General features: G+C 69.0%; 18 protein-coding genes and 3 rRNA genes. 18 read left to right on the forward strand and 3 right to left on the reverse strand.

Translation table 11 applies throughout. The features are described 5' to 3' along the window. Positions 1-5 precede the first annotated feature (5 nt). Positions 6-947 carry a patatin-like phospholipase family protein gene (locus DSM104299_RS13095; RefSeq protein ID WP_272477755.1) on the reverse strand — a complete coding sequence of 314 codons (942 nt, stop codon included), beginning with the start codon at positions 945-947 and terminating at the stop codon, positions 6-8. Positions 948-1,012: 65 nt separating this feature from the next. Here DSM104299_RS13095 and DSM104299_RS13100 point away from each other — a divergent pair, with 65 nt between their 5' ends. The 11 genes from DSM104299_RS13100 (at position 1,013) to DSM104299_RS13150 (ending at position 11,984) form a co-directional block, all read left to right on the forward strand. Then, positions 1,013-1,606, forward strand: coding sequence for a helix-turn-helix domain-containing protein (locus DSM104299_RS13100; protein ID WP_272477756.1), 594 nt, complete (start codon positions 1,013-1,015; stop codon positions 1,604-1,606). Positions 1,607-1,624: 18 nt separating this feature from the next. After that, positions 1,625-2,971, forward strand: a complete 1,347-nt coding sequence (leuC, locus tag DSM104299_RS13105; protein ID WP_272477757.1) for a 3-isopropylmalate dehydratase large subunit — start codon at positions 1,625-1,627, stop codon at positions 2,969-2,971. A 20-nt stretch (positions 2,972-2,991) separates the two neighbouring features. Beyond that, positions 2,992-3,564, forward strand: coding sequence for a 3-isopropylmalate dehydratase small subunit (gene leuD, locus DSM104299_RS13110; RefSeq protein ID WP_272477758.1), 573 nt, complete (start codon positions 2,992-2,994; stop codon positions 3,562-3,564). A 93-nt stretch (positions 3,565-3,657) separates the two neighbouring features. Continuing rightward, positions 3,658-4,467 carry a S1 family serine peptidase gene (locus tag DSM104299_RS13115; protein WP_272477759.1) on the forward strand — a complete coding sequence of 270 codons (810 nt, stop codon included), beginning with the start codon at positions 3,658-3,660 and terminating at the stop codon, positions 4,465-4,467. A gap of 122 nt (positions 4,468-4,589) precedes the next feature. Then, on the forward strand, positions 4,590-5,621 hold the full coding sequence (gene leuB / locus DSM104299_RS13120; RefSeq protein ID WP_272477760.1) for a 3-isopropylmalate dehydrogenase: 1,032 nt from the start codon (positions 4,590-4,592) through the stop codon (positions 5,619-5,621). Positions 5,622-5,637: 16 nt separating this feature from the next. Continuing rightward, a complete protein-coding gene (locus DSM104299_RS13125; protein WP_272477761.1) occupies positions 5,638-6,588 on the forward strand; it encodes a branched-chain amino acid transaminase in 951 nt (316 codons plus the stop codon). A gap of 105 nt (positions 6,589-6,693) precedes the next feature. Next, positions 6,694-8,301, forward strand: a complete 1,608-nt coding sequence (gene cimA / locus DSM104299_RS13130; RefSeq protein ID WP_272477762.1) for a citramalate synthase — start codon at positions 6,694-6,696, stop codon at positions 8,299-8,301. Then, positions 8,298-9,461, forward strand: coding sequence for a DegT/DnrJ/EryC1/StrS family aminotransferase (locus DSM104299_RS13135; RefSeq protein ID WP_272477763.1), 1,164 nt, complete (start codon positions 8,298-8,300; stop codon positions 9,459-9,461). The genes cimA and DSM104299_RS13135 overlap by 4 nt, the downstream gene beginning before the upstream one ends. Positions 9,462-9,669: 208 nt before the next feature. Continuing rightward, positions 9,670-10,038, forward strand: coding sequence for a hypothetical protein (locus tag DSM104299_RS13140; RefSeq protein ID WP_272477764.1), 369 nt, complete (start codon positions 9,670-9,672; stop codon positions 10,036-10,038). A 12-nt stretch (positions 10,039-10,050) separates the two neighbouring features. Next, positions 10,051-11,385: an argininosuccinate lyase gene (gene argH / locus DSM104299_RS13145; protein ID WP_272477765.1), complete on the forward strand. Its 1,335-nt coding sequence runs from the start codon at positions 10,051-10,053 to the stop codon at positions 11,383-11,385. Next, positions 11,301-11,984 (forward strand): DNA-3-methyladenine glycosylase, encoded by a 684-nt coding sequence (locus DSM104299_RS13150; RefSeq protein WP_272477766.1) that lies wholly within the window; start codon positions 11,301-11,303, stop codon positions 11,982-11,984. The genes argH and DSM104299_RS13150 overlap by 85 nt, the downstream gene beginning before the upstream one ends. A gap of 96 nt (positions 11,985-12,080) precedes the next feature. Here the strand turns inward: DSM104299_RS13150 and DSM104299_RS13155 are convergent, their stop codons facing one another. After that, a complete protein-coding gene (locus DSM104299_RS13155; protein ID WP_272477767.1) occupies positions 12,081-14,447 on the reverse strand; it encodes a transglycosylase domain-containing protein in 2,367 nt (788 codons plus the stop codon). A 96-nt stretch (positions 14,448-14,543) separates the two neighbouring features. Between DSM104299_RS13155 and tyrS the strand changes: the two genes are divergently transcribed. The 7 genes from tyrS to DSM104299_RS13190 all read left to right on the forward strand — a co-directional run bounded on the left by tyrS (position 14,544) and on the right by DSM104299_RS13190 (position 24,409). Further along, positions 14,544-15,749, forward strand: a complete 1,206-nt coding sequence (gene tyrS, locus DSM104299_RS13160; RefSeq protein ID WP_272477768.1) for a tyrosine--tRNA ligase — start codon at positions 14,544-14,546, stop codon at positions 15,747-15,749. 638 nt (positions 15,750-16,387) lie between these two features. Further along, positions 16,388-17,934, forward strand: a 16S ribosomal RNA gene (locus tag DSM104299_RS13165). A 428-nt stretch (positions 17,935-18,362) separates the two neighbouring features. Further along, positions 18,363-21,356, forward strand: a 23S ribosomal RNA gene (locus DSM104299_RS13170). 75 nt (positions 21,357-21,431) lie between these two features. Continuing rightward, positions 21,432-21,548, forward strand: a 5S ribosomal RNA gene (gene rrf, locus DSM104299_RS13175). The 16S, 23S and 5S rRNA genes sit together here, the layout of an rRNA operon. Before the next feature lie 323 nt (positions 21,549-21,871). Beyond that, positions 21,872-22,654, forward strand: a complete 783-nt coding sequence (locus tag DSM104299_RS13180; RefSeq protein WP_272477769.1) for a GNAT family N-acetyltransferase — start codon at positions 21,872-21,874, stop codon at positions 22,652-22,654. A gap of 1,048 nt (positions 22,655-23,702) precedes the next feature. Further along, positions 23,703-23,831 carry a hypothetical protein gene (locus tag DSM104299_RS13185; protein ID WP_272477770.1) on the forward strand — a complete coding sequence of 43 codons (129 nt, stop codon included), beginning with the start codon at positions 23,703-23,705 and terminating at the stop codon, positions 23,829-23,831. Further along, complete coding sequence (locus DSM104299_RS13190) at positions 23,828-24,409, forward strand: DUF389 domain-containing protein (protein ID WP_272477771.1); 582 nt, start codon at positions 23,828-23,830, stop codon at positions 24,407-24,409. The genes DSM104299_RS13185 and DSM104299_RS13190 overlap by 4 nt, the downstream gene beginning before the upstream one ends. A 9-nt stretch (positions 24,410-24,418) precedes the next feature. Here the strand turns inward: DSM104299_RS13190 and DSM104299_RS13195 are convergent, their stop codons facing one another. Continuing rightward, positions 24,419-25,528, reverse strand: coding sequence for an isocitrate/isopropylmalate family dehydrogenase (locus DSM104299_RS13195; RefSeq protein WP_272477772.1), 1,110 nt, complete (start codon positions 25,526-25,528; stop codon positions 24,419-24,421). Between the last annotated feature and the right edge of the window lie 54 nt (positions 25,529-25,582).

Raw genomic sequence — 25,582 nt, forward strand, 5'->3', positions numbered from 1 at the left:
CCGGGTCAGCCGGCGGCGCCGAGCCGCCGGCCCTGGGCGTAGCCGGCGGCGAGCGCGGGCGCGGCGCGCCCGGGCGCCATGAAGTTCGCGCCCATCGCGTCGGCGGCACCGGCGTCGGGCGCGAGGTGCAGGACGCGGGCGCCGCGCCGGCGCAGGCCCTGCATCTCCAGCTCGGAGGCGACCCGGAACGCGCCGCGCAGCGCGGCGGTCCGCCGGTCGTGACCGCCGAGCCCGGCCGCGGGATCCAGGCACAGGACGTAGGTGTCGCGCCCGGCCCTGGCGGCGTCGAGGTTCGTGACGCTCCACGCCCCGCCGTCGACGTACTCGCGGCCGTCGATCACGACGGGGGCGAAGACCCACGGGATCGCGCACGACGCGGTGACGGCGTCGGCGACCGAGGCCCGCGGCGCGCCCGGGGCGCCGAAGACCACGCGCTTGCCTGAGCGCCGGTCGACCGTGCAGACGCGCAGGCGGTCGTCGAAGCGCGCGCCCCAGCGCTCGACCCGCTCGTGCAGCTGGCTCAGCGGCCGGCCGTGGCCGGCCGCGCGGCCGAGGATCGCGGCGCGCGCGAGCGCACCCGCGGGCGCGGAGACCGCGAGCGCCGCGCCGGTGATCGGCGCGCTCAGCGCCCAGCCGACCCGCGCCGCGTCGCGCGCGATGCCGCGCAGGCCGACGGCGCCGTCGAGCTCCGCGTCCGCCGTCTCCGCCAACCCGGGCGCGGCGTCCGCAGCGGCACCGTCCTTCGGCCGCGGCGGCCGTCGCCCGGCCGCCAGCCGCGCGGCGACGATCGAGCCGGCGCTGGTCCCGACGAACGCCTCGGTGTCGCGGAAGTCCACGCCGGCCGCGTCCTCGACGCCGGCCAGCAGTCCGTGCATCCACGCCTCGCCGACGATCCCGCCGCCGGCGAGCACCAGGACGTCCGGTCCCAACAACGCGGAAGCCGCCATGCCCGCCAATGTAGAGGCAACGGTTCCCATCAGACGTTTGTACGTGATAACGTACGCCCCTCGCCATGGCCGTCGCCGACCAGCACCTCGACCAGCAGATCCACATCGGTCCGCGCGTCAAGGCGCTGCGCGAGGCGATGGACTTCAGCCTGCGCGACCTCGCCGAGCGCTCTGGCGTCTCGGCGCCGATGCTCTCTCAGGTCGAGCGCGGCGAGACGAGCCCGACGCTCGCCGTCGCCTCCCGCATCGCCAACGGCCTCGAGCTGCGGCTGTCGCAGCTGCTGCGCTTGGACGAGGCCGACAACGTCAGCATCGTCCGGCGCGCCGAGCGTCGTCGCGGCGGCGGGGCCACCGGCCACGAGTTCGAGATCCTCACGCCGCCGCTGCCCGGCCAGCGCGCCGAGCTCTCGCGCCACGAGCTCGGGCCCGGCGCCGCGACGGGCGGCGAGGGCGACCCGCCGATGCACGAGCCCGGCAGCCGCGAGATCGCGGTCGTCGAGGTCGGCACCGTCACGCTCCACATCGACGGCGCCGAGCACGAGCTCCACGAAGGCGACACGGTCACCTTCGACGCCGACCTGGCGCACCGCTTCGAGAACCCCGGTCCCGGCGACGCCGTGCTGCTCGCAGTCGTGAGCGCCGGCCTGCGCCGCAGCTAACCAAGGACACCAACAACCATGCCCCAGTCGCTGTTCGACAAGATCTGGGCGGCCCACGAGGTCGCCGACAACCTCATCTACATCGACCTGCACCTCGTGCACGAGGTGACCAGCCCGCAGGCCTTCGACGGCCTCCGGCTCGCCGGCCGCCCGGTCCGCCGGCCCGACCGCACGGTCGCCACGGCCGACCACAACGTCCCGACCGACGGCACGCCGATCGCCGCCCGCATCAAGGACGCGCTCAGCCGGACGCAGGTCGAGACGCTCGAGCGCAACTGCGACGAGTTCGGCGTCCCGGTGTACTCGCTGGGCTCCGAGCACCAGGGCATCGTCCACGTCATCGGGCCGGAGCTCGGCCTGACCCAGCCGGGAATGACGATCGTCTGCGGCGACAGCCACACCGCCACGCACGGCGCGTTCGGCGCGCTCGCGTTCGGCATCGGCACCAGCGAGGTCGAGCACGTCCTCGCCACGCAGTGCCTCGTCCAGAACAAGCCCAAGTCCATGCGTATCCGCTACGAGGGCGCGCTGGGCGACGGCGTCACGGCCAAGGACCTCATCCTGGCCACGATCGGCCAGATGGGCGTCGACGGGGCCGCCGGCCACGTCGTGGAGTTCTCCGGCTCGGCCGTGCAGAGCCTCTCGATGGAGGGCCGCATGACCGTGTGCAACATGACGATCGAGGGCGGCGGACGCGCGGGCATGATCGCGCCCGACGAGACGACGTTCGCCTGGGTCCGCGACCACGGCGGCGAGGTCGACCCCGCGTGGACCGAGCTCTACACCGAGGACGGCGCGACGTTCGACAAGGAGATCGTCGTCGACGCCTCCGCGATCAGCCCGATGGTCTCGTGGGGCACGAACCCCGCGCAGGTCGCGCCGGTCACCGCCGCGATCCCGGCGCCCGCCGGCGACGGCGAGGAGCGCGCGCTGCAGTACATGGGGTTGGAGGCCGGCACGCCGATCGAGGCGATCAAGCTCGACCGCGTGTTCATCGGCTCGTGCACCAACTCGCGCATCGGCGACCTGCGCGCCGCGGCCCGGATGGTCGAGGGCAAGAAGGTCAACAGCGACGTGTACGCCATGGTCGTCCCGGGCTCGGTGAAGGTCAAGGCGCAGGCCGAGGCCGAGGGCCTGGACAAGGTGTTCATCGACGCCGGCTTCGACTGGCGCGGCGCGGGCTGCTCGATGTGCCTGGCCATGAACCCGGACAAGCTCGACCCGGGCGAGCGCTGCGCGTCGACCTCGAACCGCAACTTCGAGGGCCGCCAGGGCGCCGGCGGCCGCACGCACCTCGTCAGCCCCGAGATGGCCGCCGCGGCCGCCATCGAGGGCCGCTTCGTCGACATCCGCAACTGGAATTAGGACCCACCCACCCCGCCATCATGAAGGCCATCGAAACCATCACCGGTCCCGTCAGCGTGCTGATGCGCGACGACGTCGACACCGACCAGATCATCCCCAAGCAGTTCCTCAAGCGCGTCGAGCGCACGGGGTTCGGCGAGTTCCTGTTCTACGACTGGGCCAAGGAGGCCGGCTGGGACCTGCCGGTCAACCAGATCCTCGTCACCGGCCGCAACTTCGGCTGCGGCTCGTCGCGCGAGCATGCGCCGTGGGCGCTGGAGGACTACGGCTTCCGCGTCGTCGTCGCGTCGTCGTTCGCCGACATCTTCAAGTCCAACTGCACCAAGATCGGCCTGCTGCCCGTGCAGCTGACCGCGCAGGAGTGCCAGGCCGTCGCCGACGCCGGCAGCGCCCAGGTCGACCTCGCCGCCCAGGAGGTCCGCTGGGAGGGCGCCGACGGCGTGCAGACCGCGACCTTCGAGATCGACCCCGACATCAAGCACCGCCTCCTCGAGGGCCTGGACGACATCGCGCTGACGCTGCAGCAGGTGAGCGCGATCGACACCTACGAGGCCGACCGCCAGCGGTCGGGCCCGGTCACCACCGCGCTCTAGACCGCAAGTTCCCTCCCTCCCGCGCGTTGCAGCGTGTGCACCACCGCAACGCAAACGACCCGCGCCCCTGCGCGCGGGAGCAGGAGGAGAACCATGTCCCGACGCCTCTTGGCGTCCGCTGCCACGGTCGCCGCGCTGGTCGTAGGGTGGGTGGGAGCCGGGTCCGCGCAGGCCTGGGCGCCCGCGTCGAGCGCCACGATCCACCCCGGTGTCCAGGTGTTCACCGACGGCGCGCAGTGCACCGCCAACTTCGTGTTCACCAGCGGCGGCAGCACGTACCTCGGTCAGGCCGCGCACTGCTCCGGCACCGGCGGCTCGACCGAGACCAACGGCTGCGACTCGGGCTCGCTCCCGGTCGGCACGCCGGTCGACGTCACGGGCGCGTCCAAGCCCGGGGCGTTGGCCTACAACTCGTGGCTGACGATGCAGGCCGGCGGCGAGACCGACGAGGAGACCTGCGCCTACAACGACCTGGCGCTGATCAAGCTCGACCCGTCCGACGTCGCCGCCACCAACCCGTCGATCCCCAAGTGGGGCGGGCCGGCCGGCGTCGGCACGGCCGCGGCGCTGGGTGACGTCTACAGCTACGGCAACTCCGAGCTGCGCGGCGGCATCACGCAGCTGAGCCCGAAGCGCGGCAAGGTCGTCGAGGTCAGCGCGGGCGGCTGGTCCTACACGCTGTACACGCTGACCCCGGGCATCCCCGGTGACTCGGGCTCGGCGTTCGTGAACGGCGACGGCGAGGCGCTCGGCATCCTGAGCACCGTCGCGCTCGCGCCGCTGGTCGCCTCCAACGGCGTCGGCGCCATCGGCAAGGAGATCGCCTACGCGCGCGCTCACGGGTTCCCGGACCTCACGCTCGTCAACGGCACGGAGCCGTTCAAGGGCGGCCTGCCCTTCTAGACGCACCTCTCGCGCGGTGGCCGTTGCCGGCCACCGCGCGAAGGAGCCTTTGGCGAGCTCGCGCCGACCGCGAGCCGCCAGGCGAGCGTGTCGCCAGTGCCGCCGATAAGGTGGCACCCCGCATGGCCACCCGCATCGTCACCCTCCCCGGCGACGGCATCGGGCCCGAGATCCTCGCGCCCGCCGTCGACCTCCTCAAGCGCTTCGTGCCCGACGTGACCATCGAGGAGCACGTCTTCGGCGGCGCCTCGATCGACGCCCACGGCACCGCGCTGACCGACGACACGCTCGCCGCGTGCCGGGCCGCGGACGGCGTCCTGCTCGCCGCCGTCGGCGGTCCGAAGTGGGACACGACCGACGCGTCCAAGCCGCGCCCCGAGCAGGGTCTGCTGGGCCTGCGCAAGGGCATGGGCCTGTACGCCAACCTGCGCCCGGTCCGGCCGCTGCCGGCGCTGTACGACGCGAGCCCGCTGCGCCGCGAGATCATCGACGGCACCGACCTGCTCGTCGTCCGCGAGCTCACCGGCGGCATCTACTTCGGGGAGAAGACGCGCACCGAGACCACCGCCTCCGACCTCTGCGCGTACTCCGCCGAGGAGATCGAGCGCATCGCCCGCAGCGCCTTCGAGGCGGCGCGGACCAAGGTGACGAGCGTCGACAAGGCCAACGTGCTGGAGACCAGCCGCCTCTGGCGCCAGGTCGTCGTCGACCTCCACCAGCGCGAGTTCAGCCACATCCCGCTCGAGCACGTGCTCGTCGACAACGCCGCGATGCAGCTCGTCTCCAACCCGACGTCCTTCGACGTGATCGTCACCGAGAACCTGTTCGGCGACATCCTCAGCGACGAGGCCGCGATGCTCACCGGCTCGATCGGCATGCTCCCCAGCGCCTCGTTGGGCGCCGGCGGACCCGGCCTGTTCGAGCCGGTCCACGGCTCGGCGCCAGACATCGCCGGCCAGGGCATCGCCAACCCGCTGGCCATGTTCCTGTCGACCGCGCTGCTGCTCCGCCACGGCCTGAACTTGGAATCCGAGGCGACCTCCCTAGAATCGGCGGTGGACAAGGCCCTCGACCAGGGGCTGCGTACCCGGGACCTCGGAGGAACGGCGAGCACCGCCGAGGCGACCGAGGCCGTGCTCGCCGCATTGGGTTAGTCGAAGGAGAGCAAGCGTGGACGCAGCGGACCTCATCTGGATGAACGGCGAGCTCGTCGCCTGGGAGGACGCCAAGGTCCACGTGCTCACGCACGGCCTGCACTACGGGACCGGGGTCTTCGAGGGCGTGCGCTGCTACGACACCGAGTCCAAGGGTCCGGCGGTCTTCCGCCACCAGGATCACGTCGACCGGCTCTTCAAGTCCGCGTCGATGTACTACATGGACATCCCGTACACGCGCGAGCAGCTGCGCGAGGCGACGCTCGAGCTCATCGGCCGCAACGGCCAGCGCGCCTGCTACATCCGCCCGCTGGTCTACCGCGGCTACGGCACGATGGGCCTGTTCCCGCTCGACGCGCCGGTGGACGTCTCGATCGCCTCCTGGGCGTGGGGCAGCTATCTCGGCGACGAGGGCAAGGCCAACGGCATCCGCGCCCGCGTCTCGTCCTGGCGGCGCATCAGCCCGGACTCGCTGATCCCGCAGGCCAAGGCCACGGGCCAGTACCTCAACTCGATCCTCGCCAAGGTCGAGGCCCACAAATCCGGCTACGAGGAGGCGATCCTCCTCGACGACCACGGCTACGTGTGCGAGGGCACCGGCGAGAACCTCTTCATCGTGCGCGACGGCAAGATCTTCACGCCGCCGCTGAGCGCCTCGCTCCTGGACGGCATCAACCGCCGGTCGTGCATCGAGATCGCGCAGGATCTCGGCTACGAGGTCGTCGAGCGCCAGATCGCGCGCGCCGAGCTCTACCTCGCCGACGAGCTGTACTGCACCGGCACCGCCGCTGAGCTGACGCCGATCCGCGAGGTCGACGACCACGCGATCGGCACCGGCCGGCCGGGCGAGCTCACGCGCGCGGTGCAGGCGGCGTTCGAGGACGCGCTGCACGGGCGCAGCGACCGCTACGCCCACTGGCTCGACCCGGTCCCCGCGCACCACTTCTCCAAGGTCGCTGCTTCCTGATGGGGGCTGGTCGGCGAATTCGCTAGCGGCACGCGACGCGCCCGTGAGGGCGCGCGTGCCGCTGCCCGCGCGTTCCCCGACCTGCCACCCCGAAGGAGCACCACCATGACCACCAACAAGATCGAGACCTACGACGCCACCCTGCGCGACGGCATGCAGGGCGAGGGCATGTCGCTCACCGCCGCCGAGAAGGTGCGCGTCGTGCGCAAGCTCGACGAGCTGGGCGTCGACGTCATCGAGGCCGGCTTCCCGGCCTCCAACCCCAAGGAGCTCGAGCTGTTCGAGCTGCTCGCCCAGGAGGAGCTTCAGCACGCGCAGATCGCCGCGTTCGGCATGACGCGCCGCCGCGACGTCGCGGCGCAGGACGACCCGGCGCTGCAGATCCTGGCCGAGTGCTTCGCGCCGGTGTGCACGATCGTCGGCAAGACCTGGAGGCTGCACCTCGAGAAGGTCGTGCGCGTCTCGGCCGAGGAGAACCTGGAGCTGATCCGCGACTCGGTCGCGTTCCTGGTCGGCGCCGGCAAGCGCGTCATCTACGACGCCGAGCACTTCTTCGACGGCTACCGCGATGACCCGGAGTACAGCGTCGCGTGCCTGCGCGCCGCCGCGGTCGCGGGCGCCGAGCGCGTCGTGCTGTGCGACACCAACGGCTCGTCGCTGCCGCAGCAGATCGCCGACGCGACGCGCGCGGTGCGCGAGCAGCTCGGCGTCGAGGTCGCGGTCGGCATCCACTGCCACAACGACCTCGAGGTCGGCGTCGCCAACTCGCTGGCCGCCGTGGCCGAGGGCGCGACGCAGGTGCAGGGCACCATGAACGGCATCGGCGAGCGGACCGGCAACGCCAACCTCGTGACGTTGATCGCCAACCTCGAGCTGCGCCTCGGCCACGACCTGATCGGGCCCGAGCGGATGGCGAAGCTGACCGAGACCGCGCACTTCGTCGACGAGCTGCTCAACAAGAACCCGGACCCGGCCGCGGCATGGGTCGGGCGCAGCGCGTTCGCGCACAAGGGCGGGCTGCACGTCGCCGGCGTGCGCGCCGACGCGACGACGTTCGAGCACTCCGAGCCGTCGCTGGTGGGCAACGAGCGCGAGCTGCTGGTCAGCGAGCTCGCGGGCAAGCACACCGTGTTGGAGAAGGCGGCGGCCGCCGGGCTGACGCTCGACGACGCGGCGGCCTCGCGCGTGATCGAACGCGTCAAGGAGCTCGAGCACCGCGGTTTCCAGTACGAGGCGGCCGACGGCTCGTTCGAGCTGCTGCTGCGCCAGGAGGCGGGGGAGTACCAGCCGCTGTTCCGCCTGGAGTCCTGGCGGGTGATCGTCGAGCAGCGCGCCGACGGCAAGGTCGAGACCGAGGCCACGATCAAGGTCTGGCTCGACGGCGAGCGCTACGTGACGACCGCCGAGGGCAACGGCCCGGTCAACGCGCTGGACGCCGCGCTGCGCGCCGCGATCGTCCAGGTGCACCCGCACCTGGCCTCGGTCGAGCTCGTGAACTTCAAGGTGCGCATCCTCGACGAGGCGCACGGCACCGACGCGGTCACGCGCGTGTTCATCGACGCCTCCGACGGCACCGCGGTCTGGGGCTCGACCGGCGTGCACGAGAACGTGATCGCCGCGTCGTGGCAGGCGCTGGTGGACTCGCTGGAGTTCGTCGAGCAGCGCCGTCCCGCGCGCGCGCCGGCGAGCGCGCCGGAGGCCAAGACGACATGAGCGCCGACACCGGCCCCGCGCGTATGGAGCGCGAGGAGTTGGACATCATCCCGATCGCGCAGCCGGTGATGGGCAAGCCCGAGGAGGACGCGGTCCTGGAGGTGCTCCGCTCGGGGCACCTCTCGCTCGGGCCTCGCGTCCCGGAGTTCGAGCGCCGGTTCGCCGAGCACGTCGGCTCGACGTGCGCGAGCGCCGTCTCGAACGGCACGACCGCGCTGCATCTCTCGATGCGCGCGGCCGGCGTGACCGACGGGACCGAGATCGTCACGTCGCCGTTCACGTTCGTCGCCACGGCCAACGCCGCGGTCTACGAGCGGGCGCGGCCGGTCTTCGCCGACATCGACCCGGTGACGCTGAACCTCGACCCGGCGGCGGCGCGCGCCGCGATCACCGACAAGACGGCCGCGATCGTGCCGGTCCACATCTTCGGCTACCCGGCCGACATGGTCGCGTTCGAGGCGCTGGGCCTGCCGATCGTCGAGGACGCCGCGCAGGCGCTCGGCGCCCGCCATCACGACGGGCCCGCCGTCGGGGGCCGCGGCAACCCCTCCATCTTCGGGTTCTACCCCAACAAGCAGCTCGCCACGGGCGAGGGCGGGATGATCACGATGGGGGAGGCGGCGATGAAGGTCCGCGTCGACTCCGAGCGCAACCAGGGCCGCGCGCCGAACATGGACTGGCTGGACCACGACCGCCTCGGCTTCAACTACCGGCTCAGCGACGTGGCGTGCGCGATCGGGATCGCGCAGATGGACCGGCTCGACGACATGCTCGCCGCCCGCGCGCGGGTCGCGGCCTGGTACCGCGACGCGCTGGCCGGGCTGGAGCGCGAGCGCGGCCTCCAGCTGCCCTGCGCCGACGGCGCGACCCACGACGGCGACCGGCGCGGCTGGTTCGTGTTCACCGTCCAGGTGCCGCGCGACGGCCTGTCGCGCGACGACGTCATCAACGCGCTGCGCGCCCGCGGCATCCAGTCCAAGCCCTACCTGCCCGCGATCCACCTCATGTCCTACTACAAGGACGAGTTCGGCTATCGCGAGGGCATGTTCCCGGTGGCCGAGGACGTCGCGGCGCGGTCCCTGGCGCTGCCGTTCTTCCCGCAGATGACGCAGGCGCAGGTCGAGCGCGTCTCTGGCACGTTGGCGGACATCCTGAGCTGACTCCGCGAAGGTCGGCGGCCGCCAAAGTGCGGCCACGTTGGCGGACATCCTGAGCTGACTCCGCGAAGGTCGGCGGCCGCCAAAGTGCGGCCACGTTGGCGGACATCCTGAGCTGACTCCGCGAAGGTCGGCGGCCGCCAAAGGGCGGCCAGGTTGGCGGACATCCTGGCCTGACGGCGCTCGCCCCGCCATGGGAGCATCCGTCGCCATGGCGGCCGGTGCTCGACGGCAGCGCGAACAGGCGGCACGCCGCCGGGCGCGACGCACGGGCGCGGTCGGCTTCGCGGGCGCGCTCGTGCTCCCGATCCTCCTCTGGCACCGCGTGATCGCCGCGATCGCCTCGGAGTTCCACCTCGACGTCCGGTACCTCGTCGCCGGTTGGGCGCCCTGGCTGCTGATGGCGATGGGCCTGGTCTGCCTGGCGATCGCGGGCGTCATCGACTGGCGCGAGCGCGAGCGCCGCTTCTACGGCCCGGGCTCGGCGCCGTGGGTCGGCTGGGGCCTGTCGCTGTACATCCTGGGCTTCGCGCTGGCGACCCAGGTCGCCCAGATCGCGGACTCGCTGGGCCGTTCGTAGACTCCGCGCGACATGTCGCGCTTCGCCGAACCGCAGGATCCCGCGTTCCGGGAGATGAACACGTCGCTGGGCTTCGACCAGCGGATGTGGCCCCACGACGTCGCGCAGTCCCGCGCCCACGCGCGGATGCTCGCCGCGCGGGGGATCATCGGCGGCGACGACCGCGACGCGATCCTCGCCGGCCTCGACCAGGTCGAGGGCGAGTTGCGCGACGGCACGTTCCCGTTCGAGCCCGACGACGAGGACATCCACATGGCCGTCGAGCGGCGGCTGACGACGATCGTCGGCCGGCCCGGCGGCAAGCTGCACACCGCGCGGTCGCGCAACGACCAGGTCGTCACCGACGTCACCATGTTCACCCGCGAGGCCGCGCGCTCCGCCCAGGAGCAGCTGACGACCTACATGAACGTGTTGGTCGAGATCGCGGAGCGGCACCTGGACTGGGCGCTGCCCGGCTACACGCACCTGCAGCGCGCGCAGCCGATCTACCTGTCGCACCACCTGCTCGCGTGGTTCTGGATGGCCGCGCGCGACCGCGAGCGCTTCGCGGCCGTCGAGCGCGCGTGCGGCGTCATGCCGCTCGGCGCGGGCGCGCTGGCTGGCGTGAACTTCGACACCGACCGCCGGATGGTCGCGGCCGAGCTCGGGTTCGACAGCGTCTCACCCAACTCCGTCGACGCCGTCGCCAACCGCGACTTCATCCTGGACTACCTGAGCGCCGCCGCCACCTGCGCGACGCACCTCTCGCGCCTCGGGGCCGAGATCGTGCTGTGGTCCTCGTCGGAGTTCGGCTTCCTCGTCCTGCCCGACGCGTGGTCGAGCGGCTCGTCGATCATGCCCCAGAAGAAGAACCCGGACGCCGGCGAGCTGCTGCGCGCGAAGGCGCCGCGGATCGTCGGCCACCTCCAGGCGCTGCACGGCGTGATGCACGCGCTGCCCTTGACCTACAACAAGGACCTGCAGGAGGACAAGGAGCACCTGTTCGACTCCGTCGACACGCTGCGCCTGTGCCTCGCCGCGGCAACCGGGATGATCGCCGGCGCGCGCTTCGACCGCGAGCGGATGAGCGCCGCCGCGAGCGACGAGCTGATCGCCGCGACCGACCTCGCCGACCTCCTCGTCAAGCAGGGCACGCCGTTTCGCGAGTCGCACGGCGTGATCGCCGGCCTGGTGCGCGAGGCCGTGGAGTCCGGCCGGTCGCTGGCCGACGTCGCGGTCCCGGCGCTCGGCGAGGACGCGCGCGCGGTGCTGGCGCAGTCGTCGTGGCTGGAGTCCAAGGCCTCGGAGGGCGGCACCGCCCTGGCGCGCGTGCGCGAGCAGCTCGAGCAGGCCCGCGCGCTGCTTTGAGTCTCCCGCCGTCCTTCTACGACCGGCCGGTGCTCGACGTCGCCCAGGACCTGGTCGGCTGCGTCGTCGAGCACGAGGGCTGCGCCGGCGTCGTGGTGGAGACCGAGGCCTACCACCACTCCGAGCCGGCCTCCCACGCCTACGTCGGGCTGACCGCCCGGACGTCCGTGCTCTACAGCGACCCGGGCAAGGCCTACGTCTACCGCTCCTACGGGATCCACGCGCTGCTCAACGCCGTCTGCGAGCACCGCGAGGTCGGCGCCGCCGTGCTGATCCGGGCGCTGGAGCCGATCGAGGGGATCGACCGGATGCTGGGCCGCCGCGGCGTCGCCCGCGAGGTCGACCTCTGCAATGGCCCCGGCAAGCTCACGCAGGCGCTCGGCATCGACCTCGACCTCAACGACACCAACCTCTTCGAAGGCCCGATCCTGATCCACCCGCGCGAAGACGGCTGGAAGGACCCCACCCTGATCGCCGGCCCCCGCATCGGGATCACCAAGGCGGTGGACCTGCCCTGGCGCTTCAGCGCGGCGGGGAGCCGGTACGTCTCGAAGCCCTGGCCTCCGGGGCTCGTTTCCGCGCCGCCTCGCCGCGCCTGACGGCCGCCGGCGGAGCTTGAAGGGCGGACGCCCGTCGGCGCTCGCCGGCGGTCGTCAGCCACGGCGATCCGGGGCGGAAACGCGCCCCGGCAAGCCCTAGCCCGCGCCGGTGCCGCCGGTGGCGGCGCCGGTTCCGCCGGTGCCGCCGCCTGTCCCGTCGCCCGTGGCCGGCGGCGTCACGGGCGTCGTCTGGGCGGGTGGGGTCGGCGTAGGTGTAGGCGTCGGCGTGGGGGTCGTCGCCTGCGGCGTCTGGCCGCCGGCGGGCGGCGTGGTCGTCTTCGGCGTCGTCTGCACCGGCGGCGTGTCGCCGGCGTCGGTGCCGCCGGTGGAGCCGCCGGTCGTGCCAGCGCCCTGCGGCGCGGCGCCCTCGCGCGGCGCGGCCGACGGCGCGACGCCGGTCGTCGGCGGCACGGTGGTCGAGGCCTCCAGCGACGGCAGGCCCTTCTTCTCGCGCTCCTTGTTGCGGCGGGTGTCGACGACGGCGTTCGCGCCGAGCACGAAGTCGCGCCAGATCATCGCCGGGTAGGTGCCGCCGGTCACCGACGAGCCCTGGAACTCGGTCAGCATCGGCTTCAGCGTCGTCGGGTAGCCGACCCACACCGCGATCGTCCAGCGGTCCGTGAAGCCCACGAACCACGCGTCGCCCGAGTTCTCGGTCGTGCCGGTCTTGCCGGCCGCGAAGCCGCCGTACTGCGCGCGCGTCGCGGTCCCGAACTTCACCGGGCCGGTCAGCAGCTGCGTCTCCTCGGCGGCCAGCTTCTCCGACAGCACGCGCTTGCCGACGACCTTGTTCTTCTTGTAGGCTTTGGTCTTGCCGTCGTCGGTCGCGCGATCGATCTGGTGGATGCCGACCGGCCCGTCGTCGCTGGTGCCGAGCGTGCCGGTGATGCGCTTGCCGCCGGCGGCGAACGTCTCGTAGGCGTGGGCCATGTCCAGCGGCGTGACGCCTTGGCGCAGGCCGCCGAGCGTCATGGCGAGGTTCGACGAGACCGGCGTCCGGATGCCCATCCGCTCGGCGAGCTTGGCCACCTTCTTGGTCCCGACCTTGATGCCCAGCGCGGCGAAGACCGCGTTGTCGGAGAACGTCAACGCGTTGGCGACCGTCGACTGGCCGGCGTACTCGTTCTCGAAGTTGTTGACCACGAACATCTCGCGGCTGTTCTTGAGCTTGAAGAACCGCTTGCGCGACGGGAAGACCGTCCCGGGGCCGATGCCCTGCTTCAGCGCCTCGGCCAGGATGAAGGGCTTGATCGACGAGCCCGGCTGGCGCTGGCCCTGGGTGGCGAGGTTGAACGGCGACTCGTCGTAGTCGCGGCCGCCGATCATGGCGCGGACCTCGCCGGTCTTGTTGTCGATCGCGACGAGCGACGCGGTCGGCCCGCCGGCCCACTGCAGGTTCTTGTTGATGGCCTCCTGCGCCTTCTTCTGCAGGTCGACGTCGAGCGTCGTCCGCACGCGCAGGTTGCCCTCGAACGCGCGCTGGGGCCCGACCTGGTCGACGAGGCTCTGGCGCACCCACGAGACGAAGTACGCGGCGCTCGCCGGGACGGTGTCGATGTGCGGCGGCTTGGGCTTGTCGGTGTACTGCTCGTGGACCGCGTCCTCGTACTGCGGGTCGGTGATCCGCTTCTGGTCGAGCATGTTCTTCAGCACGAGGTCGCGGCGCTTGATCGCGGCGCCGTAGTGCGCGACCGGGTCGTAGCCGCTCGGTGAGGCGATGATCCCGGCCAGCAGCGCGGCCTCGGCGGGCGTGAGCTGCTCGGCGCACATCGGCTTGCCGTGGGTGCCGCAGCCGACGTGGTTGGGGTCGTTGCCGAAGTAGGTGCGCGCGGCGGCCTCGATCCCGTAGGCGCCGTTGCCGAAGTACACCGTGTTGAGGTACTCGGTCAGGATCCGGTCCTTGGACCACTTGCGCGTGAGGTGGTAGGCCAGCGCGGCCTCGCGCAGCTTCTCGAAGACCGTGCGCTTCGCCTGCGCCTGAAGCGCGTTCTTGACGAACTGCTGGGCGATGGTCGAGCCGCCCTGGGCCTGGCGGCCCTGCACGACGTCCTGGACGAACGCGCGGCCGATGCCGCGGATGTCGACGCCGGAGTTCTCGTAGAACCGCCGGTCCTCGATCGCGATGACGGCGTACTTCGCGTACGCGCCGATCTGGTCGCTGTCGACGATGATCCGGCCCTGGTTGGACGTCAGCGTCGTCAGCGGCCGGCCGCGCACGTCGTAGAGGACCGAGTTCTTGCGCTTGGCGACCTGGGGCAGCTGCTCGAGGCCCGGCAGGTCGGAGGCGACGGCCATCATCATCCCGAAGATCGTCGAGACGACTGCCAGGCCGGCCAGCGGGATCAGGATCGCGAGCAGCCGGAGCTTCTTGACCTTCGTCCGCCGCTTGGGCTTGACGGCAGGGTCGCCCGCCGGCGGCGGGTCGGGCACGGGTGCGAGATGCGGTCCGGTCGGGTCGCTCATTGCGGCGATGCGCTCCGGCGGTCGGCGCGGAGCGAGGGGTCGCGGGCCGGCGGCAGCCATCCCGGAAACGGCCTAGGACTCTAGCATTCGGCCTCCATGGCTCAGCCCACCGAGACCGCCGCGCAGCTGTTGCGCAACGCCCATCAGTCGCTGCCGGACGGAGGGCTGGCGGCGAAGCTCGCGCTGGCCGAGCGGGAGGGGCGCCAGCTGCGGGTCAAGCTCGGGCTGGACCCGACGGCGCCCGACATCCACCTCGGCCACACGGTCGTGCTCCAGAAGCTGCGCGAGTTCCAGGACCTCGGCCACCGCGTGGTCCTGATCGTCGGCGACTACACCGCGCGCGTTGGCGACCCGTCGGGGCGCTCGACGACGCGGCCGGTGCTCTCGGGCGAGGAGATCGACGCCAACGCCGAGACTTACCGCCAGCAGGCGTTCACCGTCCTGCGCTCCGATCCCGAGCTGCTCGAGGTGCGGCGCAACGGCGAGTGGCTGGACATGCGCGCCGAAGACCTCTTCCGCCTCGCGCGCGTGGCGACGGTGGCGCAGATCCTGGAGCGCGACGACTTCGCCAAGCGCTTCGCCGCGCAGCAGCCGATCTCGGTGCTGGAGACCATGTACCCGCTGTTGCAGGGCTACGACTCGGTGGCGATCACCTCCGACGTGGAGCTCGGCGGGACCGACCAGACCTTCAACCTGCTGCTGGGGCGTGACGTGCAGCGCGCGTACGGCCAGGCGGAGCAGGTGATCCTGACGATGCCGATCCTGCCGGGGATCGACGGCACGGACAAGATGTCCAAGTCGCTCGGCAACCACGTGGGCGTCGCCGAGCCGCCGGAGGAGCAGTTCGGCAAGACCATGCGGTTGCCCGACGACGCGATGGACGCGTGGTTCTCGCTGCTGTCGATCGCGCGGCCGCAGGGCGACGTCGGCCCACGCGACCTCAAGCGGGCGTTGGCGCGCGGCGTGGTCGCCCGATTCCACGGCGACGAGGCGGCGGCCGCGGCCGAGCGGCACTTCGAGCGGCTGTTCGTCACGCACGAGGCGCCGGACGACGTCGAGTCCTTCGTAATCGCCGGCGACGACGAGGGCATGGTCTTCCTGCCGGGGCTGATCGCCGAGGCGTTCGGCCGGTCGGGTTCGGAGGCGCGGCGCCTGCTGGCCCAGGGCGGGGTGAAGCTCGACGGCGAGGCCGTCGCCACCGACGCGCTCGCGCTCCCGGCCGAGCAGCTCGCCGGCCGCGTCCTGCAGGTCGGAAAGCGGAACTTCCGGCGCCTCGAGCGCAACGGCTCGCCGGCGGCGTAGCCCCGTCGCGCGGCGGTCACCGCGCGCGAACCCTTGTCGCTGCTGGGTTGGGGCAACGCGCCAAAGGTTCGAACCAGGCTTCTTGACGACCTGGTCACTTCGCTGGTCGGCCCGTCGGGCACCATTGGGACGGTCCGGGCTGGACCACTTGGCGGTTGCGCGCGGGGCCGTGCGGCGGATAGCCTTACGGCACAAGGGATCCGGTCCTGACCGGAGCTTGCCGGGGCGTCCCCGCGACGACCGGGCGACGCGCGGCTCCGAGCTGTGCGTATACTTCCGCTCAGCGGGGCAGCGACACGGCTTCCAGCCGGGCCGCACACCCGCCGCCGAGTGGTGCTAAACTGCTCGGCCCCGCTCCTTGAGCCCTCGGGCTCGTGGGGAGCGTCCTTTCGAAGGTGACCCCTTCCCGACAGGGCGCGACGGTCTTTGAAAACTCAACAGCATGCGCGCCTTTCGACTCAGTCGGGTCGGAGGTGCGCGTCCAGGTTCGACCCCCGGATCTTCGCCAGCGGAGATCGCGGGGCTGAAAAAGAATCCCGTCATCCCTCGGTACGAGACGTGTATTGCTCGTGCCACATGAGGTTTGACAGCTCTTCGTATCCGGTGCGCTCTTCGGAGTGTGCCGGTGTGCAGTTCACTTCACGGAGAGTTTGATCCTGGCTCAGGACGAACGCTGGCGGCGTGCTTAACACATGCAAGTGGAGCGACGAACCCGAGCTTGCTCGGGGGCAAAGCCGCGAACGGGTGAGTAACACGTGGGTAACCTGCCCTGTTGATTGGGACAACCCCGGGAAACCGGGGCTAATACCAAATGTGCTGCTTCCACATCAGTGGATTCAGGAAAGGAGGCTTCGGCTTCCGCAACGGGATGGGCCCGCGGCCCATTAGCTTGTTGGTGGGGTAACGGCCTACCAAGGCTTCGATGGGTAGCTGGTCTGAGAGGACGATCAGCCACACTGGGACTGAGACACGGCCCAGACTCCTACGGGAGGCAGCAGTGGGGAATCTTGCGCAATGCGCGAAAGCGTGACGCAGCAACGCCGCGTGAGGGAAGACGGCCTTCGGGTTGTAAACCTCTTTCAGTTGGGACGAAGCCACGACGGTTAATACCCGTTTGTGGTGACGGTACCTTCAGAAGAAGCCCCGGCTAACTACGTGCCAGCAGCCGCGGTAATACGTAGGGGGCAAGCGTTGTCCGGAATCATTGGGCGTAAAGCGCGTGTAGGCGGCTTGGTAAGTCCGCTCTGAAAGCCCGGGGCTCAACCCCGGGAGGCGGGTGGATACTGTCAAGCTCGAGTCCGGAAGAGGCGAGTGGAATTCCTGGTGTAGCGGTGAAATGCGCAGATATCAGGAGGAACACCAATGGCGAAGGCAGCTCGCTGGGACGTGACTGACGCTGAGACGCGAAAGCGTGGGGAGCAAACAGGATTAGATACCCTGGTAGTCCACGCCGTAAACGATGGGCACTAGGTGTGGGAGGTGTCGACTCCTCCCGTGCCGAAGCTAACGCATTAAGTGCCCCGCCTGGGGAGTACGGCCGCAAGGCTAAAACTCAAAGGAATTGACGGGGGCCCGCACAAGCAGCGGAGCATGTGGTTTAATTCGACGCAACGCGAAGAACCTTACCTGGGCTTGACATGTGCCTGACCGCCGTGGAAACACGGTTTCTCTTCGGAGCAGGTTCACAGGTGGTGCATGGCTGTCGTCAGCTCGTGTCGTGAGATGTTGGGTTAAGTCCCGCAACGAGCGCAACCCCCGTCGCATGTTGCCAGCATTTAGTTGGGGACTCATGCGAGACTGCCGGTGACAAACCGGAGGAAGGTGGGGATGACGTCAAGTCATCATGCCCCTTATGTTCAGGGCTACACACGTGCTACATTGGCGCATACAGAGGGCTGCGATACCGCGAGGTGGAGCGAATCCCTCAAAGTGCGTCTCGGTTCGGATTGCAGGCTGAAACCCGCCTGCATGAAGGTGGAGTTGCTAGTAATCGCGGATCAGCATTGCCGCGGTGAATACGTTCCCGGGCCTTGTACACACCGCCCGTCACACCACGGGAGTGAGCAACACCCGAAGCCGGTGGCCTAACCCGCAAGGGAGGGAGCCGTCGAAGGTGGGGCTCGTGACTGGGGTGAAGTCGTAACAAGGTAGCCGTAGCGGAAGCTGCGGCTGGATCACCTCCTTTCTAGGGAGTCCCTTGATGGGACCCTCATGGCACGGCGTCATCGCCGGCCTTGCGCCAGCACTTCGGTGCCCGCGCAGGGAATCGATGCGATGACCTCCGACCATGGGGCCTAGTACGTCGACCGAACCTGGCCGGGCCAGCCGGATCTCCTTTCTTGGAGGTCCCACCGCGCTTTCGCGTGGTGCCACGCATCGTGGAGCTTGAGCCCGTGCATGCTGTTGAGTTTTGAGAGACCGCGCTCTGCGAGGAATCCCCTCGCGCGCACCTCTCGGCGGCCCTTGAAAACTGCACAGCAGCCACATGCCCGATCAGATCCAACGCTGGTCGGGCGTACGTGTCTCCCCTTCATCTTCGATGAGCCGGGGGAGACACACGGGTAATTCACCGAGTCGGGATCTCTATGCAGGTCCCGTCTCTTTGACGATCACCGTCAAGATAGTAAGGGCACATGGTGGATGCCTTGGCACCTAGAGCCGATGAAGGACGTGAACGACTGCGATAAGCCACGGTGAGGCGTTGAATAGCCTTTGACCCGTGGATTTCCGAATGGGGAAACCCGGCGCCGGTAATGCGGCGTCACCGCCCGATGAACACATAGTCGGGTGGGAGGCAAGCGGGGGAAGTGAAACATCTCAGTACCCCGAGGAAAGTAAATCAACCGAGACTCCCTGAGTAGTGGCGAGCGAAAGGGGATCAGCCCAAACCATGTATGTGTAAGCAGCTACGCGTTGCGTGCATGGTGTTGTAGGGCGCTAGTTCCAGGTCGTAGCTGACCTGGCAGCAGTTACAAAGTCATGTGGTAGTCGAATCGCGTGGAACCGCGAACCAAAGAGGGCAACCGTCCCGTAGACGAAACTTCATGACCTGCTGTCTAGCGTTCCTGAGTAGGTCCGCACCCGTGAAACGCGGACTGAATCTGGGGGGACCACCCTCCAAGGCTAAGTACTCCTAGGTGACCGATAGCGGACTAGTACCGTGAGGGAAAGGTGAAAAGTACCCCGGAAGGGGAGTGAAATAGTACCTGAAACCGCGTGCCTACAAGCGGTGGGAGCAGACTTGTTCTGTGACCGCGTGCTTTTTGCATAACGAGCCGGCGAGTTACTCGTCTGCGGCAAGGTTAAGCGATGAGCGGAGCCGAAGCGAAAGCGAGTCCGAATAGGGCGATTTAGTCGTAGGCGGTAGACCCGAAACTGAGCGAGCTACCCATGGGCAGGTTGAAGCGGGGGTAAGACCTCGTGGAGGACCGAACCGACCTAGGTTGAAAACTGGGCGGATGACCTGTGGGTCGGAGTGAAAGGCTAATCAAGCTCAGTGATATCTGGTTCTCTCCGAAATATATTTAGGTATAGCCTCGAGTAAAGTGCGTTGTGGCCGTAGAGCACTGTTTTCCCTAGGGGGCCTACCAGCTTACCGAAGGAAGGCAAACTCCGAAGACCATTACGTTTACCTCGGGAGTCAGTTGCTGGGGGATAAACTTCAGCGTCAAAAGGGAAACAGCCCAGACCGCCAGCTAAGGTCCCCAAGTACTAGCTAAGTGGGAAACGATGTCCGAATGCATAGACAACCAGGAGGTTGGCTTAGAGGCAGCCACCCTTGAAAGAGTGCGTAACAGCTCACTGGTCAAGTGTTCGGGCGCGGATAATGTAACGGGGCTCAAGCTAGTCACCGAAGCTGCGGGTGCACACTTAGGTGTGCGCGGTAGGAGAGCGTTCCCAAGCGAGTGAAGCGGCGGCGGAAGCCAGCCGTGGACGCTTGGGAAGTGAGAATGCCGGCATGAGTAACGAAAGAGGGGTGAGAATCCCCTCCACCGATTGCCCAAGGTTTCCTGAGCAACGTTCGTCGGCTCAGGGTTAGTCAGGACCTAAGGCGAGGCCGAAAGGCGTAGTCGATGGCCAACAGGTTGATATTCCTGTACCACGTCGAGTTCGTTTGACCGATGGGGGGACGAGGAAGGCTATGGGATCCCAGGCGATGGTTGCCCTGGGGTAAGCGTGTAGGGTGGGACCTAGGCAAATCCGGGTCCCTTTAACCTGAGGCGCGATGCCAGCTGGCCCAAGGGCCGGCGAGTCCCGGACGCCATGCCTCCAAGAAAAGCCTCTAGGGAGAACTCGCGTGCCTGTACCAAAACCGACACAGGTGGGCAAGTAGAGAATACTAAGGTGATCGAGATAACCCTCGCTAAGGAACTCGGCAAAATTGCCCCGTAACTTCGGGAGAAGGGGCGCCCCAGTAGGGTGAAGGTCTTCGCGACTGGAGCCCGAGGGGGCCGCAGTGAATAGGCGCAAGCGACTGTTTACCAAAAACACAGGTCTCTGCTAAGTCGTAAGACGACGTATAGGGGCTGACGCCTGCCCGGTGCCGGAAGGTTACGTGGAGGTGTTAGGTCTTCGGATCGAAGCACCGAAGCTAAGCCCCGGTAAACGGCGGCCGTAACTATAACGGTCCTAAGGTAGCGAAATTCCTTGTCGGGTAAGTTCCGACCTGCACGAATGGCGTAACGACTTGCGCGCTGTCTCAGCGAGGGGCTCGGTGAAATTGCAGTCTCGGTGAAGATGCCGAGTACCCGCGGCTAGACGGAAAGACCCCGTGAACCTTTACTACAACTTGGTATTGGCGTTCGGTGCATTTCGCTCAGGATAGGTGGGAGGCTTTGAAGCCTCGGCTGCGGCCGAGGTGGAGCCAACCTTGAGATACCACCCTTGATGTATTGGACGTCTAACTTCGCACCGTGAATCCGGGCGGAGAACAGTGCCAGGCGGGTAGTTTGACTGGGGCGGTCGCCTCCCAAAATGTAACGGAGGCGCACAAAGGTTCCCTCAGCACGGTCGGAAATCGTGCGTAGAGTGCAAAGGCAATAAGGGAGCTTGACTGCGAGACAGACATGTCGAGCAGGTGCGAAAGCAGGTCTTAGTGATCCGGCGGTAGCAAGTGGAAGTGCCGTCGCTCAACGGATAAAAGGTACTCCGGGGATAACAGGCTTATCGGGCCCAAGAGTCCACATCGACGGCCCGGTTTGGCACCTCGATGTCGGCTCGTCGCATCCTGGGGCTGAAGTAGGTCCCAAGGGTTGGGCTGTTCGCCCATTAAAGCGGTACGCGAGCTGGGTTCAGAACGTCGTGAGACAGTTCGGTCCCTATCTGCCGTGGGCGTTGGAGAGTTGAGAGGATTTGCCCCTAGTACGAGAGGACCGGGGTGAACGGACCTCTGGTGTATCTGTTGTCCTGCCAAGGGCATAGCAGGTTAGCTACGTCCGGATTGGATAACCGCTGAAGGCATCTAAGCGGGAAGCCAGCCTCAAGATGAGCTCTCCCATCTCCTTGAGAGAGTAAGAGCCCTGGGAGACCACCAGGTTGATAGGCCAGATCTGGAAGTGCGGTAACGCGCGAAGGAGACTGGTACTAATGGCTCGAGGGCTTGACGGTTATTTTATATCGTCGTGAATTACACATGTGGTGAGCTGTGCGGTTTTGAGGGGCCGCCGGGATCTCTCGTAGATTTCCGGTGGCTTTGGCGTGGGGGAAACACCTCTTCCCATTCCGAACAGAGAAGTTAAGCCCCACAGCGCCGATGGTACTTGGCTCGCAAGGGCCCGGGAGAGTAGGACGCCGCCGGTTTAATGTCAGAAGAGCCGCCCCTCGGGGCGGCTCTTCGTCATTCTGGAGTCGTTTTTGGGGACGCGGCGCGGCCCCAGTCGGACTGGAGTGCCGCGACCTCGGACAGCCGTTCAGCGGTGGGTGCATCAGCCGTCGGTACAGCAGCCGAGCTCCCTGGCTTCTCGCGCCCGGGCCCGCGGCGCGTCCGTCGCGCCGGCCTGCCCTGGGCCGCGGGTCTTTTCTCGGCTTTCGCGACGCTTGTGGCGCTGCGTCATGCAACGATTCCGCGTCCTGTGCCAGCGCCGAATCTCCCTGCCCGCTTCGATCCTGAGACGTCGCATCAGTTGGAGTTGCTCGCGTTGCGCGCGTGGCCGGCCGGTGAGGTCGAAGAGGTCGAGGGGTGGCTGCTGCGCAGGACGGTCAGCGTGGATCGCCGGCGTTCCAACTCGCTGCTGCCGCCCGCCGATCCGTCGGCCGCAGTGCGCACCCTCGGGGTCGCGCTGGCGACGGCGGAGCAGCTCGATTTCGCCCAGGTCGTCCAGGTCTCGCCGGCGGAAGGCCATCGGCGTCTGGACGCTGAGCTCGAGGGAAGAGGGATGGCTTCGGGTGGCGCCTCGCTCGTCCTCGCTGGGCCGCTCAGGGGCACCGCGTCGCCGGCTGCTGACATCACTATTCAGGTCCAGGCTGGCCCGGCGCGGCCAGGCCCAGTCGCTTCACCGCCCGCGATCGCCGTGCAGCTCACCGACCTGAGCACCGAGTGGGTCGAGGCGTGGGCGGCGGTGAGCGGGATCGGCGGCATCCGAGAGACCGCGGACCTCGTGCTTTCGCAGCTTGTCGACCGCGGACGCTTCGCCTCCGCCGTCGACACTCGGTCCGGCGAGCCCATCGGCATCTGCATCGGCGTCGCCGAGGATGGATGGCTCGGCCTCTTCTCCCTCGGTGTCATCGAGCCTGCTCGCCGCGCCGGCGTGGCCACGATGCTCGTCGAGGCCCTCGAAGACTGGGCCGCAGCCCTCGGCGCCACCCGCACCTACCTGCAGGTGGAGGCCGACAACGACGGCGCCCTCGCCTTCTACGGCTGCCGCGGCTTCCACATCGCGCACTCCTACCACTACCGCTCCGGCTGACGCCGCCGCCGGCGGCTCCGTCGCTTGGCGATCTGCCAGGGGAACTTCGGCGAGGGGCGGCTCGCGCATCGATGGCTCGAATGGCGCCGCTGGCCTCTCGCCGCAACTGGCTCGGCGCTCGACGCGACGTCGGCGCCCGAAGCCGGCGGGCTCGCACCGGTGCGCCGAGAAGGTGATGCGATCCGGCAACGCCGGGACGGTCGTGGCCGACTTGACGGGCCCGGCGGCAGGTTCCGGCCTGACGCGAACCGGCGGCCGGGGCTGCGGACGGAGCGGCGCTTCGGCGGGCGGCGCGCGGCGGACGCCCGGCGCAGCAGGTTTCGCCTGACGCGAACCGGCGGGCGCGCTGCGAACGGAGCAGCGTTCGGCCAGGCGGCGCGCGCCGGGCGCACCAGGTTTCCACCGCCGCGCGGAACGGTGGAGCGCGCCGCGGGTGGAAGTGGCGCTTCGCCAGGCGGCGGGCGTCGGGCGAAGCGCCCTTGGTAACGCGCCGCGGGCCGCCTATTGGCGGCCCGCTCGCTGTTTGCCCATCACGACATGAAGCTCCCGGCGCATGTCCACGGCCTCCCAGCTGGGACATGCGTCATTGCTTGAGGAAAGGTCACCGCACGCTGGTGGACCTGCGAGGAAGACGCTGCGGGCGAGATGCCACTGGCGTCGTGCAGGAGTGCGCTCGGGAGGGCACCCCGCCGGGACGGCCCGCGCGTGAGGGCGCGCGGAGCGGACGGCGGTGAGGATGGGCCTCCGCGAGGTCGTCGACGGAGGCGCGCGGCGGCAGCTCATCAGCGAGCGTGGCGAAGGCGACGACCAGATCGACGGCACGCCGGACGGCTTCGCGAACGGAACGCTTTGCCGGCCGGGGATCTGCGGTGGGGGAGAACATGTGTTCGCAAAGCTATGGGTCTGGTCGGACGGAAGAGGCAAGAACACGTGTTCGCATCGGAGCGACCCGAGAATTTGGCTCTAGGACGCCAAAATTCGGCCCCGTCCGTGCACGCGATCTTGCATCGACCCAACGGCTCGCGCGAGGCGCGACGAAGGTCGGCCCGTGGTCCACCTCCGCATCGTCGCGCCCGCCGACCACGCCGCGCTCGCGCTCGCGCTCCTCGAGCCGATCGACTCCGTCGTCAACATCGTGCACCTGCGAGGCGCCGCGCTGAAGCCGCAGGCGACGTGATCCTTGCCGACGTCGCGCGCGAGGAGGCGAGCGTCGTCATCATCCTCGTCGTCGGCGGCATGGTCGTCGGCCCCGAGTTCGGCCCGATCTCCGCCCTGTGCGTCGCGCTGGTCCAGCGGCGCGGCGACCTGGCGCTGCGCTCGCTCGTCGCGCTGCTGGTCGGCTTCCCGGTTGCGATCGCGGTCACGGTCGCCCTCGTCTGGATCTTCAAGGTCACCGACGTGACGCCCGACGCGTTCAGCTCCGACGACCACGGCCTGGCGCGGTCGATCGCCAACCCGGACTTCCTGGCGTTCTTCGTGGCCTTGTGCGCCGGCGCCGTCGGGATGCTCTCGCTGACGACCGCGAAGTCGGGCGCGCTGCTCGGCGTCCTGATCTCCGTGACCACGCTGCCGGCCGCGACCAACGTCGCGGTGACCGCCGTCTACGGCGACTGGGAGTCCTGCCGCGGCTCGGCCGAGCAACTGGTGCTCAACATCGCCGGCATCCACGTCGCGGGCGTGCTGACGCTGCTCGTCCAGCGCCGCCTCTACACGCGGCGGCGCGCCCGCCATCGCGCACGGATGCGGACGGCTTAGCGGCGGCGGCTACCGCGTCGAGCCGAGCGACGACCAGACGTCCATCTTGGTCCGCACCCGGCCGATGACGTCGTCGGTGAACTCGGTCGTGCCGGCCTGGCCGCCGAGGTCGTGGGTCCGGACGCCGCGCGCCGTGGACTCCAGGACCGACTCGTAGATCGCGCGCGACGCGCGCTCGGCGCCCTCGACGCCCTTCTCCGCGGCGTAGTTCAGCACCGCGCCACAGGCCAAGATCATGGCCATCGGGTTGGCGATGTCCTTGCCTTGCAGCGCCGGCGCCGTGCCATGCGGGGCCTCGGCCATCGCGACCGTCGTCTTGAAGTCCTGGTCGAACGCCAGCAGGACTGACTCGGCGCCGGCGATCGAGCCGAACATCGGCATCACGAGATCGCTGAGGCAGTCGCCGTCGCGGTTGAGCGCGGGGATCACGAGCGGGGAGTCGGCGGCGCCGGAGATCAGCCCCGCGTAGGTCGCGTCGATCAGCACCGGCTGGTACCAGACGTCGGGATGGCGCTCGGCGGCGAGGTCCATCTCCTCCTTGAGCATCCCCTCGTAGACCGGCGACACGGTCCACTTCGGCCCGCCGTAGACCTTGCCGTTGAGCCGCTGCGCGGTCCGGAACGCGTACTCGGCGACCGCGGTGCACGTCCCGCGCGAGATCTTCTCGGTGCGGTAGGCGATCTCGTCGGCGCCGCCCTCGGAGCCCTCGCGCCACTGCTTGGCGCCGTAGGCGTCGTCGACCGCCATCCGGACGACCGAGATCGGCAGGTACACGCCGGCGACCGGGTTGATGCCCGGGATCCGCCGGCCCGTGCGGATGATGACCTTGCCGTCGACGCCCTCGCGCACGATGCGGTTCGGCGAGCCGACGTCGTCCTTGCCCTCGGGCGTGACGGTCGCGGCCTTGATCCCGAGACCGGAGGCGCGCATCGCGGCGGCGCTGTCCTCGACGACCTGGTTGTCCGTCGCGCGCCGGTTCTCGAGCGACAGGTCGTAGCGGTCGAGCGCGATCGGCAGCCCGACGACGTCGGGGTCCAGGACGCGCAGCGCCTGCTCGAGGAGCTCCTGCCCGGTCTCGTCGCCCTCGAGGATGGTGATCGTCAGCGGTTCGGTAGCCACGGGCTCCAAAGTAGCTGCTTGCGCCGACCTCCGGCGCTCGGGCTACTCTCAACG

Origin of the sequence: Baekduia alba, assembly GCF_028416635.1 — a bacterium.
Classification (GTDB): domain Bacteria; phylum Actinomycetota; class Thermoleophilia; order Solirubrobacterales; family Solirubrobacteraceae; genus Baekduia; species Baekduia alba.